A 15,746-nucleotide genomic window follows, 5' to 3' on the forward strand; every position below is an offset into this window, starting at 1 on the left:
GTCGTCGGCTATGGAGTAAGTAATGAACGCATCTACCCAGCTGTCCGCAATTTCAACGGATTTCGCCAGCCCGACTGCGCTGATCCTCAACCGCGAAAGCATGCAGTCGATGACAGACCTTGCCGTGATGATGGCGGGCGGGAAAACCGCTGTTCCTCAGCACTTCCGAGGAAACCAAGCAGACTGTATGGCCATCGTCATGCAGTCGATGCAGTGGGGCATCAGCCCCTTCGCCGTAGCTCAGAAAACCCACGTTACACAGGGAGGCTCCCTCGGATATGAGGCGCAGCTCATCAACGCTGTCGTGATTTCCCGGGCCCCTATTCAAGGCCGCCCCGAATACGAGTACCTGGGCGACTGGGACAAAATCCTGGGTCGCGTGAACGAAAACAAGTCCGACAAGGGCGGAAAATACTACACAGCAGCCTGGAAGAAAGAGGATGAACAGGGTCTCGGCATCATCGTTCGCCTGACCATGATCGGCGAGACCGTGCCGCGCGAGGTCAAGGTGATGATGACGCAGGCCTACCCGCGCTTTTCTACCCAGTGGGCCACGGACCCCAAGCAGCAGATAGCCTACCTGGCGATTCGAAAATGGGCTCGGCTCCATGCCCCTGACGTAATCCTCGGGGTCTACACCAGCGACGAGATGCCGTCCGCCGAGGAAATAGACATTACACCGCAGGCTGGAAATCCCTCAGCCACATCGAACAAGCCTGCCGATGTAGGTGCGGCAGCGGTGCCGCAGGGCGACACTACCGACGCAACCGTAGACTTGTTCGAGAACCTGAAAAAAATCGCCCAAGAGCAAGGGATTGAAGGCTACGAAAAGGCCTGGAAGGCGCTGAAACCTCAGCAGCGTGGCGCCATTGGCGTAACTCGTCACGGCGAACTGAAGACGATTGCGCAGACCATAGATGCGGAGTTCACGACCGTCAACGAGAGCGCCGACGTTAATGCTGAAAGCGATCAGCAAGGAGGCAATCAATGAGCGCCGCCGTAGACCTTCAGCGCACCGAGCAATGGCATCAAGACCGCAGCGGTCGCCTAACGGCAAGCAGGTTCAAGGATGTGATTGCTTGGGGAGATCGTGACAAGCACGGCAAGCGCAAACCACTCGCTGCCCGCACCACCTACATGCGCGAGCTGGCCTTTGAGCGCCTGGCTAACAGGTCAAAGCATTCAGTCAGCAGTAAGTCGATGGCCTGGGGCACGGAAGTCGAGCAGTCGAGTCACGACTTTTACGAAATCCTGACCGGCAATAGCGTCATCAAGTCGGGCTTTGTTGTTCACCCAAAATACGACTGGCTGGGTTGCTCGCCGGACGGCTTGATTGGTGATGACGGGGGCATTGAATCGAAGTGCCCATTCAATGAGGCCGTCCACGTCCGCACCTGGCTCGAAGGAATGCCCGAGGAACACAAGCCGCAGGTTCAGGGCTGCATGTTCGTCACGGGCCGTGAGTGGTGGGATTTCCTGTCATTCGATCCGCGCCAAGATGAAGACTGCCGCTTGTATATCGAGACCATTAAACGCGATGACGAGTACATCGCGATGCTTCATCAAGAACTGGTCCAGTTCAATCTGGAGCTTGGCCGGATGGTTGATGAAGTCGCAGACAAAGCAAGGGCGCAGGCCCATAGATTGGGAGCTTGAGCATGATCAGCAACCACCTCAACCTCGTCGAGCAGCACCGGCCAGATGCCGAGTCGATCGCAGAGCGAATCGCGCAGTACCTGGCCGCCGGCGGCCAGATCGACGAACTGCAAAGCCCGCCGCGCAACCCGATACCGCCGCCCCGCTCCACTCGGATAGACCCTGAAACGGTCCTCAAGCGACGGCCAAAGAAGCTGACCTTGGCCGAGCGCAGGGCGCTTCGCAAAATGGCGGACGCACTATGAGCAAGCGCAAACCATGTAATCGGCGGGTCCAAATCGAGCGCAGCATGCGTGCCCTGGTCAACACCAACCACGCCGCCGTGATCAACATCGACCCGAGCGGGTTGCAGGTGATGATCAACTGGAAGAACGGCAAGCAGATCCTTTCAAAGCCGGTGTCTGACGCGCTCTGCGATGTCGCGCACCGCTGGACGATCTACATCGCCGGCATCTGCGTTCGCCAAGACGGAGCCCAGTACATCAAGTCAATCGACATCAGGCCGGACGGCGTCCACATGGTGGAGAGGCTTTCAGATGTCCTCGAACATTTCTACGAAGAGGTGAAGGCCGACTGCAATCCGAATCACCGGATCGGCATGGGCTGGCTGGCCGTGCCCGGCGACACGCCAGTACCAGAGGCGCGATTGTCTGCGCTACTGGATGCCGTCGGCGCATGGGGCCAAATCAAGGAAGCAGCGTGAGACGTTTACGCACCCAACAACGCAAACGACAGACCTGGCTGGCACTGCCGGCCAGTGGAATAAAACCCAACCCGGAGAAAACCCCATGTCCACAGCAACCGACACAGCCGAGTTTCTGGAAGAACTCAACGGTGGAGCATTTGCCAGCCAAATCGGCCACGCCATTTCAGAGGTAGCCGCTGGGGTTGTTGACCACGGAAAGGCCGGAAAGCTGGTCATTACCTTGGATTTCAGCCAGATCGGCGAATCTCACCAGGTGAAGATCAAGCACAAGCTTGACTACAAGGTGCCGACCAAGCGCGGTACCCGAAGCGAAAACACCAGCCTCGACACGCCCATGCACGTGGGTACCGGCGGCCGCGTGACGCTTTTCGCGGAGAAGCACGACCAGCTGTTCAGCCGCGACGACGCGCCGATCCCTAAGCGCACCTGATCTACCCCGCTCACCCTCCCTCCGCAATCCAAGGAAATACGCGATGTCACTTACCAAAGATGCAATTCAGCTGATCACCGATACGGCGCTGGAAGCCAACGGCAAGAAGCTGGAGACACTGGTCCCTACCGTGGTGCTGCCGGAAAGCTCGAAAGTCATTGACTTGGAGAAGTTCCAGGCCGGCCGCAGCCGCTTCCGTGGCACCTACAGCACGCACTCCCTGGCAGATTTCAGCGCCTACGTGGTTGAGCGCGCAGCGCTTGGCGCCCGCGGCTTTATCGATCAAGACGCAATGAGCTGTGTCCTTCTGTTCAACCTGGGCACGGCCGACGTACCTGGTCATGCCGATGACCGCGCCGTTCTCAAGTTGAAGGCGACCGCAGGCTACACAGCAGCCCAGCAAATCGGTGGACGCGGCATCAGCCAGAAGGATCTGAGCGATTGGATCGAAGATTGGCACCAGTACCTCACCCCGGTTGACGAGGCAGGCAACGCCATTCCGGTGGCCAAGGCCATTGCAGCCGTGCGAACCATCACCATCAAGGCTTCCAGCGAGTCGGAAACCACCGTGGGTGAGACCAGCGCCAGCCGTAGCGCCATGGATCAAATCGAAGCGCGCAGCAAAGAAACCCTACCGGTGTCCCTGCAGTTCAGCACTATCCCGTTCGAGGGCCTTACCGAACAAGTCATCACCCTTCGGCTGTCGGTCATCACCAGCGGCTCGCAGCCAGTACTGAAGCTACGGTGGGTCGGCGAAGAAGCTCAGCGCGAAGACATCGCCCAAGAGTTCAAGACCGTACTTCAAAGTAGCATTGGCGATGCCGCCTTGTTGTCGCTAGGTGCATTCGATCCGAAGTAAAACCGTCCGTTAATCAACACCACCGGGCGTCTATGGGCGCCCTTCTCTTAGTTTACTTGGATAGCTTTTTTGCGAAGGACATCATCTGCTGCCGAAGTAAGTTTATCAATTTCGGCGAATCTTTTTCCTTCTAAATGGAGCCAGCCATTTGCTTCGAACAAAGCATATTGTCGTTCAAGTGAAATTTTGTATCCATCAATATTCCCTCCAGAAACAGACCAGTCAATAAAAGCGCGAACGACAGAATTGCAATGCTCTGAAAAACTCAGTAGATCGTCGAACTTGTCGGATATTTCAGATTTCCATGCTGCCCTTCCCTCCTGAAGGGCAAGCAAGAACTCAGATCGCCGGACGATGCTCGACTCAAGTTTAGCCTTAATACTGGGAATCAGCTTATCAAGCAAATCTGGAGGCAAGCCTCCAAGATGAAAATTCAAAAGTACGAACGCCGCATCGGCGTGCGCTACCGCTACCGTTTCTTTAAACCGCAAAGATGCAGCCATAAGTCGCTTTGAAAGATCATGGTCCGATTGAGCGACATGCTGTTTCCTCCATGCATTTACCTGTGAAAATGCAAGTCCAACCGCTAATACAGTTGCAAGCGAGGAGGCCATCTCAAAGAGATCGTGAACATCTTTTATTTTGAAGAAGTTGTTTCCTATCGGAATCATTCCCCAGAGCATTCCGGAGACAAACAGCAGCAAGCACCCTAGCCAAACAACCCAATCCTTATTCAACTTGCTCTCCAAATTTAGAAATTCTGACGATTATGCCGAAGCTAGACGCTGCCGGCGAGGATCCCCTATGTCCGCTCACCAGAAGAAACACCCCTTCGATTTCAAAACCCAATACGGACTCGGCTTCAACCCCCAGGATGACGAGATCGTGGTCGACTTCTTCTGCGGTGGCGGCGGCGCCGGTACCGGCCTGGAGATTGGCCTGGGCCGGGCTGTAACGGTGGCAAAGAACCACAGCCCCGCGGCCATCAGCATGCACACGGTAAACCACCCCGCCGCCCGGCACTTCACCACCGACGTTTTCGAGGGTGATCCCGATACCGAATGCGGTGGCCGGCCGGTGGGCTGGTTTCACATGTCGCCGGACTGCACTCACCACAGCCAGGCCGCCGGCGGCCAGCCGCGCAAGCGCGAGATCCGCAACCTGTCGTGGATTGGTCTGAAGTGGGCAGGCATGAAGCGCCCCCGGGTGATCAGCCTGGAGAACGTGAAACAGATCCTTCAATGGGGCCGCCTCATTGCCAAGCGAGACAAAGCCACCGGCTGCGTGGTGAAACTCAGCGGTGAGATTGCTGCACCTGGTGAGGTCGTGCCGGTGGACCAGCAGTTCCTGATCCCTGACCCGAAGCAGCGCGGCAGGACCTGGCGCCGCTTTGTAGCGCTGCTGGAAGGCATGGGCTACGTCGTCGAATGGAAGGTGATCAAAGCCTGTGACTTCGGCGCCCCAACCAGCCGGGAACGCCTGTTCATGATTGCCCGGTGCGATGGCCAGCCGATCGTGTGGCCGGAGCCAACCCACGCGAAGAACCCGGTCAAAGGTCAGCAGAAGTGGAAGACCGCCGCCGACTGTATCGACTTCAGCGACCTGGGCAAAAGCATCTTCGGCCGCAAGAAGGACTTGGCCCCGGCAACCCTGCGACGCGTTGCCAAGGGCATGAAGAAGTTCGTCATCGACAACCCGGCGCCATTCATCGTACCGATCGCGAACTGGTCTGGTGAACTGGCGCAATCGTCCGCGGAGCCCCTGCGCACCATCACCAGCTGGCCCCGCGGCGGATCGTTCGCCATGGCGAGCCCGGTTATTGCACCCGCCACGCATCAAGGCAGCGTCAGGGTTAACGACCCGATGGACCCGTTACCTACCGTGACATGCGCCAACCGAGGTGAGCTGACGCTTATCAGTCCGGTGATGGTAGGCGCAGGCGGGCCGGCATACGGGGGCAAGCCCACGACAGCCGATCAGCCAGCCGGAACGCTGATGACGCAGAACCACCGCGCGATCGCCGCGGCGCACCTGGTGAAGTTTCGCTTCAACGATGCCGGCAAAGCTCTGGATGAGCCATTGCCGACAATAACCAGTGGCGGCAACTACCAGCGCCCAGCCGGTGCAGCCCACGCCATGGGCATCTCCACGGTGTTCATGGCCCAGATGAATGGCGGCTTCAACACCACCTACGCGAAGGGCATGGATGAGCCGCTGACCACCGTGACCAACACGGGCAGTCAGCAGCAACTGGTGTCGGCCAACCTGGTGCACCTGCGCGGCAATTGTGATGCCCGGGCCGCAGATGAACCGCTGCGGACCATCAGTGCAGGCGGTGAACATCACGGCCTGGTCAGTGCATTCATGGAGAGAGCCTTCGGTGCCAGCGTCGGCCAGGGCCTGGAAGAGCCCGCGCCAACAATCACAGCCGGTGGCGGCGGGAAAAGCTCCCTGGTTTCACTCAAGCTGTCGCCGGAGCATGAAGCCGGCGCGCTGCGAGTGGCCGCGTTCCTGGTCAGCTACTACGGCACCGAGAACATTAGCGCCTGTGATGCGCCAGCGCCAACGATCACCACCAAGGATCGCTTGGCGATGGTCACGGTGATGGTCAAGGGCACGCCCTACGTGATCGTCGACATCTGCCTGCGGATGCTGAAGCCGTCCGAGTTGTACAAGGCCCAGGGCTTCCCTGCCGACTACGTGATCAGTCACGGCGCCGACGGCAAGCCGTTCACCAAGACCCAGCAAGTCCACATGTGCGGAAACAGCGTCAGCCCGCCGCCGATGGCGGCACTGGCCCGGGCTAACGATCCGTGGCGCGCAGCAGAGCGCCAAGCCGAAGCGGCGTAGCTCACAACCACGTTGCAGCCGCCAGCCACTCAGCCAAGCGCATCAGAATCTGGCTCAGCAGCTCAACAAGGATTTGATACATCAGGTCTGCGACGACTTGTTTCATGCGGTAGAACTCCGGTTTGGCTGATAACCAAAATGTAATGGTGTCCACCGTTCCGTCCTGAAGCACTACAACGATAAAGCGCCATAGACCAAGCCATCCAATGCACGGGCAAATCACCCCAGCAAAAAAATTTATCCACTCTGCAAGTCGTTTCATGCGGTATCGCTCCAGTCGATTGATACCGGAATCATCGGGACGCACAGGACCTGCCCTATGGTCATGCGTTCCATACCGCGATAGCCGATCTCCCCGAAACTCCACCGCCCGGGCATGCCCCGGCAAGGACACAGCCATGCCCGCAGAAAAGAAAACCCTCGGCCAGTTGCGCCAGGAACGACTCGCAGCCGCCAACGAGTTCATGCAGGTAATTGCCCGATGCGGCCGGCGCTTTTTCCGCAACAAAGGCTCAGGCCATGACGCCTACCTGTCGATGAACACCCGCGGGAGAGTCGTCTGGCTTCACGACGACTACACCGGCGCTCGCATCAACGTCGCCAAGGAAGGCAATTGGGACGGTTTCTCGCACGGCGGCACACTAAAGAGCCTGGTGGGGTCCATCGGGAAATTCGTCCTCCATGGCTCGACGATGCGCTACGGGTACTTCCAGCCAAAGATGGATAACGGCTTTGAAAACCCGTGGGGATACGGCGACGACATCCTGATTGTGCGCGATGAAGGTGTCCGCCTTGGGTTGGTCCGCAAGCCAGTCGAAGTCCGGGAGGTCGCATGAAGCGCATCTACCTCAGCGGTCCCATGACCAACATGCTGGACCTGAACTTTCCACTGTTCCACACCTTGACGGCCGCCCTGCGCAACGCCGGGCACACCGTCATCAACCCCGCCGAACTCAACCCAGACCCGGGCACCTGGAGCGAATGCATGCGCCGCGACATCAAAGCGCTGATGGATTGCGACACCGTGGCCACCCTGCCCGGCTGGCAGGATTCCCGCGGCGCCAGCCTTGAGGTGCACATCGGCAAGGCGCTCGGGATGCGGGTTGTGAATGCCCATGATTTGGTAAAAACCACTAGTGAATCGGCGGCGCCGGTTCATCCAAAAGGCTTTCAGGGGAGTTAAGAAAAGCGCTCCAAGCCTCGAAGGCGTCGTGGTGGCGCACGGTGGCAGCGTCCCAGCCAGCCCCAACCACTTCCTTAGATGAAACAAGTTGCATCATCATGCTTGTCGCTGCATCTAGCTCGATCAAAAGGTGGTGGGACTTAAATCTGAAGTCATCTATCCCGCTCATAAATTCGCCTTGCGGCGGGTATTGCCGGAGGTCCCGGAATATTCCCACCAAAGCAGTGACATCCAATTACATGTGCGCATTCAAATAGAGCGATGAGCGGTCACGTGGACTGATCAGATATTGATTGAGGGAGCTTTGAAAACTTACGGGTATTCGAGGCTTTTTCCTTGGAGATACACCACAGTTCTTTCGCTCTGGAAATTCCCCACTCCATCGCTTGCGTCATGGTTTGGCCAGGCCGCGAGTCAAATGACTCCTCAAAAATCATAATTCCTTTCGGAGCGTATAACCCAAGAAACAGCTGCACAACGCCTGTGCTTGAAGTCCGCACCTGTACGTTTACCTGAGAGCCGTCAGCAAGACGCTCATCTTTGGTTCGACAATGAAGGTGCGGATTTGCCCACACCCAAAAAGTTCTACCGCGAGTGAACATTTCCGAGCCCCCAAATCGCTGGAGTATGGGCCTATTTCGCAACCTTTAGTGTGACGTAACCATAAATACCTGCTAATCCCCCCCTTCAAAGTCAGCCGCTATAGCGGCAAGGACGACTCATGTCTCAAATAAAGGAACGGCCGATCCTGTTCTCGGCGCCGATGGTGCGCGCCATCCTGGAGGACCGGAAGACGGTCACGCGGCGGGCAATCAAGGTTCAGCCGCATATCGATGCCAGTGGTAATTTCTGCGTAGGGCGCTCCAACTACGGCCAGGACGGTTACGGAAGACCTGTGACCAAGCACTTCATCAACGGCTACTGCCCCTATGGCAAGCCCGGCGACCGGCTGTGGGTGCGCGAGACCTGGGCAGAAATTAGAGTCGCGCAAGCACCTGATCAGGAATGGATCGTCTACCGCGAGTGTGACAATCGCACCGACTACGGCGGCCCATGGAAGCCGAGCATTTTCATGCCGCGGCGAGCCTGCCGCATTCTGCTGGAGATCACCGACGTCCGCGTTGAGCGGTTGCAGGACATCAGTGAAGAGCAGGCCAAGGCCGAAGGGATCGTCGGTGTCGCCTTTCGCCCTGATGACGGCTGGCCGATCTGCACCGGCTACATGGTCGGCCCAGACGATGGGAAGTCGCAGCTGCAAACGACCGCTGCCGGGGCATTCGCCGGACTTTGGTCGTCCATCAACGGCCAGGAAAACTGGGACGCCAACCCCTGGGTCTGGGTCGTCGAGTTCAAGCGGGTGACGCCATGATCCTCCCCCTGCTCTATATGGCCTGGCTTGTGTATCGAGGGCCGAGGCGATGAGGACCGTAACTCGCATCGTTGACGACTCCTCCGCGAAGTGGGGCTTTCGGAGGGAGCCCGCTACGTATGAGGACGCCGAAAAAATCACAGGCTTTCGCCTGGACCGACGCTCCAGTTTCCTCATTACCCGTGATGGCGTAGTCGAGCAAGAGGCCCTTTGCACCGTTGAATGCTCCGGCTGTAGCTGTGATTGCTCAAGCTGCAGTTACGGGTATGCCACGCATAAGGCCGGCGGCTGTCGCGAGTGTGGCGGCACCGGAAAGCGCCGCATGTACTTCGGCTTCCCGCCATCCCCGCCAAAACGCAAGACCCCCTAACCCCAATCCACCTACAGCCTGCCGGTGAACGGCGGGCGGAGCTATGCCATGAACAAAGAAGAACTCGCGGACCGGATATGCGGGATCGCTTACCCCTGCCGCATCCACAAGGACTTGATCCAGATCGCCAAGGAAAGTGGTCTGGTCATCGTCTATGGCGCCAGCGACGACCTGATGGAATTCGAAGGCGCCGCCCAGGAAGAGATCGGCTGCTACAACGGTGGCACCGCGCTGGTGGACGCCCAAGGCGTGCTGCCCGACCGGGACAGCATCGATGATGACGACCAGCTGCAGCAGTACTTCCAGCGCAAGGCCCAGGCAAAACCCATCGAGGCGCTATGGTGCAAAGAGGATGGCTACTCCTGGACCTACAAGACAGATATCCCCCACGCCACCTTCGAAGTGATGGACGACGTTGACCGCTATTGCCGGGGCATTGTCTTCGCGCTGGCGGATCTGGCCTAACAGCTAACCATTTATGCCTGCCGGTTTACGGCAGCCGAGGAATTCCTATGAGCAAATGGTCGCCAACCACCATGTTCCAGGCCCAGCCATGCCCCACGTCTTGCATGAGCGCCTGCGTTGCAATGGCTCTAAATATCCCGGTCGGCATGGTCCGGCGGGAGCACCACGACACCTACCATGAGGGCGGAAGTCTTCGAGACGTACTTCAGGCATACGGGGTTGGCTTTGAATCATTCGACTCCGCCGACAGGCATAGCATCAACCGGTCCGGACTTTGGCTGCTCGCTGTACCAAGCCTGAACATTGAGGGTGGTCTCCACCAGATACTCGTTGAGTTCGACAAGGATTCAGGAACCTGGGTGGTCTTTGACCCCAACAGAACCGTCGGCGAACGGAAATTCTATTCGGCAGCGCCTGACGATGAAGGGCCGTTGGCAAGGGCCCTGTCCGGCTTCTCAACAGATGCATTCATTCCGATAGAAGAAGTTGCGCGCATACGAGCCCGCAAAGCCGCGTAATCCCTGACCACTTGATGCCCGCTGAACAGCGGCGGGCGAGGAATTCCTATGCCTGATCAAAAATCTTTGCTCCGTGACGTGGCGATCGATGCGATTTCAGATATCGCCCAGCACCTGCCGCTGGACTGCCAGATGTTTCTGGTGGTGTGCCGCCCAGACAAGGCCGACTTCGACCTGGTGCTGCCATCGCCCGAGGCGAACCTGAACAACGCCCTCGATGCGTTGCGCCGCCAGGGCCTGAGCATCGACGGCGACAACGCCTACAAGCGCGACCTGCTGGACGCAGCGGTCGGAGCGCTGGCCATGGGCGCGCAAAACTCCAACCCGCCACCAGTCGGGCACTGGGGCCAGCGCTTATGGGATATCGGCCGGGAGGAGCGCGGGATGCACGAAGAAATGGTCGCGACGCTTCGTGAGTCTCGGCAAGTAATCGCCATGGCGCTCAAGACTGGGGCGCCCGACTGGTTCGATACCGATGAAAAGGTTGCTCTGCACGTCACCGTGCAAAGGATCGACGCCGCCATCGCCAAAGCCACCCAATAACCACCTTCTGCCGCCACGCGCGGCATGGAGCACACCTATGTCTGCAAAAAAACTGTTCGAAGTCATGATTGGCGCCCTGCTGTACCTGCTGGTGACCCTACTCTGGTTCGCCTATGCCTTCCCAGAAATGCTCGATCACGGCACCGACGCAGCGCTGATCACCGCGGGCTTCGGTACGATGGTCTGGCTCTGTGCCACCGGCTGCATCGTAATTTACATCATCCAGAAGGCGCGCCCGTAACCGCGCGCCACCAATGCCGCCACGCGCGGCTCGGAGCAGCTCATGAGCATCCAGTTTCTATCCCACGAGGAGGTTTGCGAGCTGACCGGCGCGCGAACCAAGGCAGGGCAGATCCAAAATCTGAAAAAGAACGGCGTTCGGCACACGATCAAAGTGAACGGGTGGCCGAGTGTTACGGCCATGGCCGTGACCGCAGTCGGCATTTTTGAAGCAGAAAAACCAGTGTGGACACCACGTAAGGCTGGCTGAAATGGGACGACGACCAAGCAAACCCGGCTCTATAGCCCGGCTGCGTGAGCGCAAGAAGCGCAGCGGCCGGGTGTATTACTACTACGACACAGGAGGAAAAGATCGCAAAGAAATTCCGCTGGGCAGTGACTACGGGCTGGCAATCATGGAGTACGCCAAGCTTGAGCGCGATCGCACTGCGACTGACCTCGTGTCCAAGGTGATCACCTTCCGCTACGTCGCCGAGAAATACATGGTCGACGTAGTTCCGACGAAAGGGAAGCTCACGCAGCTCGACAATAAACGGGAGCTGAAAAACCTGATCGCGTTTTTCGACGATCCGCCGGCGTCTCTGGAAACTATCGAACCCCTTCACGTCAGACAATACCTAACCTGGCGCAAGGCCGCACCGGTAAGGGCAAACCGTGAGAAGGCTTTGCTCAGCGCGATATGGAACTTCGCCAGGGATAAAGGCTACACAGCCCTGGCCAACCCGTGCGCAGGCATCAAGGGCAACAAGGAAACCGGCCGGAACACTTACGTCGAGGATGAGCTGTTCAAGCGCGTCTACGAGAAAGCCGACGTCGGCTTGCAGGATGCGATGGACCTTGCCTACCTAACGAGCCAACGGGTGACCGACACCAGATTGATGGACGAGCGAGACCTTCGCGGCGGACAGCTGTGGGTGCTGCAGGGCAAGACGAAAGCGAAGCTCCGGATTGAGGTAACGGGCGAGCTGAAGGTTTTGATTGATCGAATCATGTCCAGGAAGTCAGAACACAAGGTCCGCTCGACGCGGCTGATCGTTACAGAGGATGGCAAACCGATGACGGTGGCAATGTTGCGCAGGAGGTTTGACTTGGCCAGGGAAGCGGCCGGAGTGCCTAAGGCTGAGTTTCAGATGCGCGACTTGCGCGCCAAGGCAGGTACAGATAAAGCAGAGTCCAGCGGTGATATCTTGCAAGCCAGAGATCAACTTGGGCATACGACCGTGGTGATGACCGAGCAATACATCAGGAATCGCAAGGGCAAAAAAGTAATGCCTACCAAGTGAATTGCGGACCAGCATCAAAATTGCGGACCGGAAACAAACAAGGGTTTGCATCAGCTTTCGCTCACAAACCCTTGATTTTAGATGGTGCCCGAAGCCGGAATCGAACCGGCACGCCCTTACGAGCGGGGGATTTTAAGTCCCATGCGTCTACCAGTTTCGCCATTCGGGCGGTAGCGCGGTCAACCTTATGGACATCAGCGTGGAGCAGATATGCCAGTCGAGGCTGGTGCAGCAAGAGGGGGAATATATACATCCCTTCCCGGCGAAGCAAGGTTGCTTCTGTCCTTTTCAAGACAAAACCTGTCGTTGCTCCGAAAATAAAAAAGCTCCGTAAATCATGGATCTACGGAGCTGTTTTAAAGTGGAGGCCGAAGTCGGAATCGAACCGGCGTAGGTGGATTTGCAATCCACTGCATAACCATTTTGCTATTCGGCCTCAAGACGCTTGATGCAAGAAAGCTACATCAACCGTGTACAAACCTGATCAGGAAACAAGACGCTTACGAAGCTCTATCTCCTTGAAAACATTGAGATTTTTTACGTCCCAGTGCGTTCGATGGGCGCAATTATGTACTCATTTGCCTAGGCTGACAACCCCTTGATTTCAAAAAAAATTCGTCCAAAGGCCAGCTTCCGCCCGACAACCACATAGGTGTGCGAAGGCTTCTGGGCCTGCGTCGCAACCCAGCGGAGCCAGCTCCCTCGCCACGGAGAACTTCAGGGACCCGTGGAGGCAGTCGCAGCCCTGCCCCATTTATGGGTAACATACCGGCCTTCCCCGCAGCCACCTGCGCCCTGCCAAATAAGCCCATTTCATGCCTTTCGAACTCAGCGTTGACCTTACCACCCTCGCTATCCTGATCGTCGTCGCCTTCATTGCCGGTTTCATCGATGCCATTGCCGGCGGAGGTGGCCTGTTGACCACCCCGGCCCTGCTGACCGCCGGCTTGCCTCCCCATCTGGTCCTGGGCACCAACAAACTCAGCTCGACCTTTGGTTCGGCCACGGCCAGTTTCACGTTCTACAAGCGCAAGCTGTTCCATCCAAGGCAATGGACCCATGCCCTCGTCGGCACGCTGGTCGGTGCCTTGGCCGGCGCCATCGTCGCCCATTACCTGCCCGCCGAGTGGCTGAACAAGATGCTGCCGGTGATCGTCTTCGCCTGTGGCCTGTACCTGTTGTTCGGTGGCACGCCCAAGGCGCCGCTGGACAGCGATGCGCCGATCAAGAAGACCTGGCAAGCGCCCCAGGGGTTCAGCCTGGGCTTCTACGACGGCGTGGCCGGTCCTGGGACGGGTGCATTCTGGACTGTCAGCAGCCTGCTGCTCTATCCCATCGATCTGGTCAAGGCCAGTGGTGTGGCCCGCAGCATGAATTTCGTCAGCAACATCGCGGCGCTGTCGGTGTTCATTTTTTCGGGGCAAGTGGATTGGATCATCGGCCTGAGCATGGGGCTGTCAGTGATGGTAGGGGCATTCTTCGGCGCGCGCACCGCCATCAGCGGCGGCGCGAAATTCATCCGACCTGTATTTATCACCGTGGTACTGGGCTTGACCGTGCGTCTAGCCTGGCAGCACTGGTTCAGCGTGGCCTAAGCGCCGCGCCACATAGAGGTCGATCAGGTAGCGGGCGATGGAACGCGAGGCCGGCAGCGGCGGCAGGTTGTGCACGTTGAACCACTGGGCATCTTCGATTTCATCTTCCTGCCTGACGATGTCGCCACCGGCATATTCGGCATGGAAGCCGAGCATCATCGAATGGGGAAACGGCCAGCATTGACTGCCGACATACTGAATGTTCTTCACCTCGATGCTGACTTCTTCGCGCACCTCACGAACCAGGCAATCCTCGGCGGACTCACCTGGCTCGGCGAACCCGGCCAGCGTGCTGTAGACCCCCGTGACGAAGCGAGGCGAACGGGCCAGCAGGACTTCATCGCCACGGGTGATCAGCACGATCATGCTTGGTGAGATTCGCGGGTAATGCCGCAAATCACAGGCATCGCAATACATCGCCCGTTCCCGGGCAATCTGGCCCATGCGTTTGCCACAGCTGCCACAGAAACGGCACTCCCGAGCCCAGGTGCCGATCTGCGCGGCATAGCCCAGGACCTTGTACAGCGTGTGGTCATCCTCGAGCATGAAGGCCCGCAGCCCCTTCCAGCTGCAGCCGGGGATGTCCTGTGAGCTGTGCAGCTCCAGCAGATAGACCGGCTCGCCATCCAGGTGGCCAATGCCATGCTCGGCGAGGATCGACAGGTCCTGGCGCTTGAGCCAGTCGCGGGGAAACAGCGCGCCGTTGTCATCGAACAGAAAGCCTTCCGGGCTGCGGGCCACGGCCCAGCCCCCCGGGAGATCGGTATCGAGTACTGCGGTGGTCCAGCGTGAAATCATGATCAATCAATCCTGAAATTCAGGTTTCTGTTTGCTCATATGGGCGGCCATGGCCACGCGCAGGTCGGTCGATTGCAGCATGGCGGCGTTCCAGGTGGCGACGTATTCCAGCCCGTCGTCGATGCGGTGGTCGCGCATGTAGCTGATCATTTCCTTGGTACCGGTCACGGCGATCGGCGACTTGGCGGCGATTTCCCGAGCGATGCCCATGACACCGTCAAGCAGGCTGGCGGTATCACTGTAGACACGATTGACCAGGCCGATGCTGCGCGCTTCGTCGGCACCAAAGGTGCGCCCCGTATAAGCGAGTTCACGCAGCATGCCGTCCCCGATGATCCGGGGCAAGCGTTGCAATGTGCCAACATCGGCCGCCATGCCGATATCGATTTCCTTGATGGAGAACTGTGCATCTTCGGCGGCATAACGCATGTCGCAGGCTGAAATCAGGTCGATGGCGCCGCCCAGGCAATAACCCTGGATAGCGGCAAGCACCGGTTTGCGACAGTTGTCCACGGCGTTGAACGAGGCTTGCAGTTGCAGGATCTTGCGGCGCAACAGGCGTGCGTTGCGGCCCACGTCCTTGCCCAGCTCATTGGCGACGGCGGCCAGCATCATCAGGTCGATGCCCGAGGAGAAGTGTTTGCCGGCCCCGCTCAATACCACCACGCGCGCTTCGTCGGTGTCGTCGATCCATTGGAAGATTTCGACGATCTCGCTCCAGAACGCGGCGTTCATTGCATTGATCTTGTCCGGTCGATTGATCTGCACATGGGCGATATTGTCTGCAAGTTCGACGGTGAACGCTTGGTATTGCAACATGGCAGTGATCCTTTACCGGCTGAAAAAGAGGCCTGAACTATAACAAGTCAACGCACCGGGTC

At 58.4% G+C, this 15,746-nt stretch carries 22 protein-coding genes and 2 tRNA genes; 17 read left to right on the plus strand and 7 right to left on the minus strand.

Annotated features, from left to right (window positions below; all coding sequences use genetic code 11):
- Window positions 1–22: 22 nt before the first annotated feature.
- The 6 genes from CRX69_RS18960 (at window position 23) to CRX69_RS18985 (ending at window position 3,651) form a co-directional block, all read left to right on the plus strand.
- Window positions 23–991, plus strand: coding sequence for a RecT family recombinase (locus CRX69_RS18960; RefSeq protein WP_107322588.1), 969 nt, complete (start codon window positions 23–25; stop codon window positions 989–991).
- Window positions 988–1,656, plus strand: coding sequence for a lambda exonuclease family protein (locus tag CRX69_RS18965; protein WP_107322589.1), 669 nt, complete (start codon window positions 988–990; stop codon window positions 1,654–1,656). Before CRX69_RS18960 ends, CRX69_RS18965 begins: the two co-directional genes overlap by 4 nt.
- Window positions 1,657–1,658: 2 nt before the next feature.
- The gene (locus CRX69_RS18970) at window positions 1,659–1,901 is read left to right on the plus strand and encodes a hypothetical protein (protein ID WP_107322590.1); all 243 of its coding nucleotides are present in this window, start codon (window positions 1,659–1,661) and stop codon (window positions 1,899–1,901) included.
- 44 nt (window positions 1,902–1,945) lie between these two features.
- A complete protein-coding gene (locus CRX69_RS18975; RefSeq protein ID WP_240539549.1) occupies window positions 1,946–2,359 on the plus strand; it encodes a hypothetical protein in 414 nt (137 codons plus the stop codon).
- A gap of 85 nt (window positions 2,360–2,444) precedes the next feature.
- Window positions 2,445–2,792 carry a hypothetical protein gene (locus tag CRX69_RS18980; protein WP_028619156.1) on the plus strand — a complete coding sequence of 116 codons (348 nt, stop codon included), beginning with the start codon at window positions 2,445–2,447 and terminating at the stop codon, window positions 2,790–2,792.
- Between the two features lie 43 nt (window positions 2,793–2,835).
- Window positions 2,836–3,651, plus strand: coding sequence for a YfdQ family protein (locus CRX69_RS18985; protein WP_107322592.1), 816 nt, complete (start codon window positions 2,836–2,838; stop codon window positions 3,649–3,651).
- A 47-nt stretch (window positions 3,652–3,698) separates the two neighbouring features.
- On the opposite strand, the gene CRX69_RS18990 is transcribed toward CRX69_RS18985, so the two are convergent.
- Window positions 3,699–4,388 (minus strand): hypothetical protein, encoded by a 690-nt coding sequence (locus CRX69_RS18990; RefSeq protein WP_107322593.1) that lies wholly within the window; start codon window positions 4,386–4,388, stop codon window positions 3,699–3,701.
- Between the two features lie 67 nt (window positions 4,389–4,455).
- On the opposite strand from CRX69_RS18990, the gene CRX69_RS18995 reads away from it, so the two are divergent.
- Window positions 4,456–6,501, plus strand: coding sequence for a DNA cytosine methyltransferase (locus CRX69_RS18995; RefSeq protein ID WP_107322594.1), 2,046 nt, complete (start codon window positions 4,456–4,458; stop codon window positions 6,499–6,501).
- A 1-nt stretch (window position 6,502) separates the two neighbouring features.
- Here the strand turns inward: CRX69_RS18995 and CRX69_RS19000 are convergent, their stop codons facing one another.
- On the minus strand, window positions 6,503–6,763 hold the full coding sequence (locus CRX69_RS19000; protein WP_107322595.1) for a hypothetical protein: 261 nt from the start codon (window positions 6,761–6,763) through the stop codon (window positions 6,503–6,505).
- A 136-nt stretch (window positions 6,764–6,899) separates the two neighbouring features.
- Between CRX69_RS19000 and CRX69_RS19005 the strand changes: the two genes are divergently transcribed.
- Together CRX69_RS19005 and CRX69_RS19010 are read left to right on the plus strand one after the other, a co-directional pair.
- A complete protein-coding gene (locus tag CRX69_RS19005) occupies window positions 6,900–7,337 on the plus strand; it encodes a hypothetical protein (protein WP_107322596.1) in 438 nt (145 codons plus the stop codon).
- On the plus strand, window positions 7,334–7,684 hold the full coding sequence (locus tag CRX69_RS19010) for a DUF4406 domain-containing protein (RefSeq protein WP_107322597.1): 351 nt from the start codon (window positions 7,334–7,336) through the stop codon (window positions 7,682–7,684). Before CRX69_RS19005 ends, CRX69_RS19010 begins: the two co-directional genes overlap by 4 nt.
- A 269-nt stretch (window positions 7,685–7,953) precedes the next feature.
- Here CRX69_RS19010 and CRX69_RS27945 read toward each other — a convergent pair whose 3' ends face one another.
- Window positions 7,954–8,286: a hypothetical protein gene (locus CRX69_RS27945; RefSeq protein WP_107322599.1), complete on the minus strand. Its 333-nt coding sequence runs from the start codon at window positions 8,284–8,286 to the stop codon at window positions 7,954–7,956.
- Between the two features lie 119 nt (window positions 8,287–8,405).
- Here CRX69_RS27945 and CRX69_RS19025 point away from each other — a divergent pair, with 119 nt between their 5' ends.
- From CRX69_RS19025 to CRX69_RS19055, 7 genes are all read left to right on the plus strand, one after another.
- Window positions 8,406–9,053: a hypothetical protein gene (locus CRX69_RS19025; RefSeq protein ID WP_107322600.1), complete on the plus strand. Its 648-nt coding sequence runs from the start codon at window positions 8,406–8,408 to the stop codon at window positions 9,051–9,053.
- 418 nt (window positions 9,054–9,471) lie between these two features.
- Window positions 9,472–9,888, plus strand: coding sequence for a hypothetical protein (locus CRX69_RS19030; protein WP_107322601.1), 417 nt, complete (start codon window positions 9,472–9,474; stop codon window positions 9,886–9,888).
- Between the two features lie 47 nt (window positions 9,889–9,935).
- On the plus strand, window positions 9,936–10,406 hold the full coding sequence (locus CRX69_RS19035; RefSeq protein WP_107322602.1) for a hypothetical protein: 471 nt from the start codon (window positions 9,936–9,938) through the stop codon (window positions 10,404–10,406).
- A gap of 48 nt (window positions 10,407–10,454) precedes the next feature.
- Entirely contained in the window at window positions 10,455–10,949 is a 495-nt protein-coding gene (locus CRX69_RS19040; RefSeq protein WP_240539550.1) for a hypothetical protein, read from the plus strand.
- A 37-nt stretch (window positions 10,950–10,986) separates the two neighbouring features.
- Window positions 10,987–11,190: a hypothetical protein gene (locus CRX69_RS19045; protein WP_107322603.1), complete on the plus strand. Its 204-nt coding sequence runs from the start codon at window positions 10,987–10,989 to the stop codon at window positions 11,188–11,190.
- A 42-nt stretch (window positions 11,191–11,232) separates the two neighbouring features.
- Window positions 11,233–11,439, plus strand: coding sequence for a DUF4224 domain-containing protein (locus CRX69_RS19050; protein ID WP_107322604.1), 207 nt, complete (start codon window positions 11,233–11,235; stop codon window positions 11,437–11,439).
- A gap of 1 nt (window position 11,440) precedes the next feature.
- Window positions 11,441–12,472, plus strand: a complete 1,032-nt coding sequence (locus CRX69_RS19055; protein ID WP_107322605.1) for a tyrosine-type recombinase/integrase — start codon at window positions 11,441–11,443, stop codon at window positions 12,470–12,472.
- An 82-nt stretch (window positions 12,473–12,554) separates the two neighbouring features.
- Here CRX69_RS19055 and CRX69_RS19060 read toward each other — a convergent pair.
- Window positions 12,555–12,641, minus strand: a tRNA-Leu gene (locus tag CRX69_RS19060).
- A gap of 193 nt (window positions 12,642–12,834) precedes the next feature.
- Window positions 12,835–12,908: transfer RNA gene (locus tag CRX69_RS19065), tRNA-Cys, on the minus strand.
- 379 nt (window positions 12,909–13,287) lie between these two features.
- On the opposite strand from CRX69_RS19065, the gene CRX69_RS19070 reads away from it, so the two are divergent.
- The gene (locus CRX69_RS19070) at window positions 13,288–14,067 is read left to right on the plus strand and encodes a TSUP family transporter (protein ID WP_047226598.1); all 780 of its coding nucleotides are present in this window, start codon (window positions 13,288–13,290) and stop codon (window positions 14,065–14,067) included.
- On the opposite strand, the gene nudC is transcribed toward CRX69_RS19070, so the two are convergent.
- Both nudC and CRX69_RS19080 read right to left on the minus strand, forming a co-directional pair.
- The gene (nudC, locus tag CRX69_RS19075; RefSeq protein ID WP_107322606.1) at window positions 14,035–14,865 is read right to left on the minus strand and encodes an NAD(+) diphosphatase; all 831 of its coding nucleotides are present in this window, start codon (window positions 14,863–14,865) and stop codon (window positions 14,035–14,037) included. The two genes, CRX69_RS19070 and nudC, sit on opposite strands and share 33 nt — an antisense overlap.
- A gap of 6 nt (window positions 14,866–14,871) precedes the next feature.
- Window positions 14,872–15,684 (minus strand): crotonase/enoyl-CoA hydratase family protein, encoded by an 813-nt coding sequence (locus tag CRX69_RS19080; protein WP_107322607.1) that lies wholly within the window; start codon window positions 15,682–15,684, stop codon window positions 14,872–14,874.
- Between the last annotated feature and the right edge of the window lie 62 nt (window positions 15,685–15,746).

The organism is Pseudomonas rhizophila (assembly GCF_003033885.1).
GTDB lineage: Bacteria > Pseudomonadota > Gammaproteobacteria > Pseudomonadales > Pseudomonadaceae > Aquipseudomonas > Aquipseudomonas rhizophila.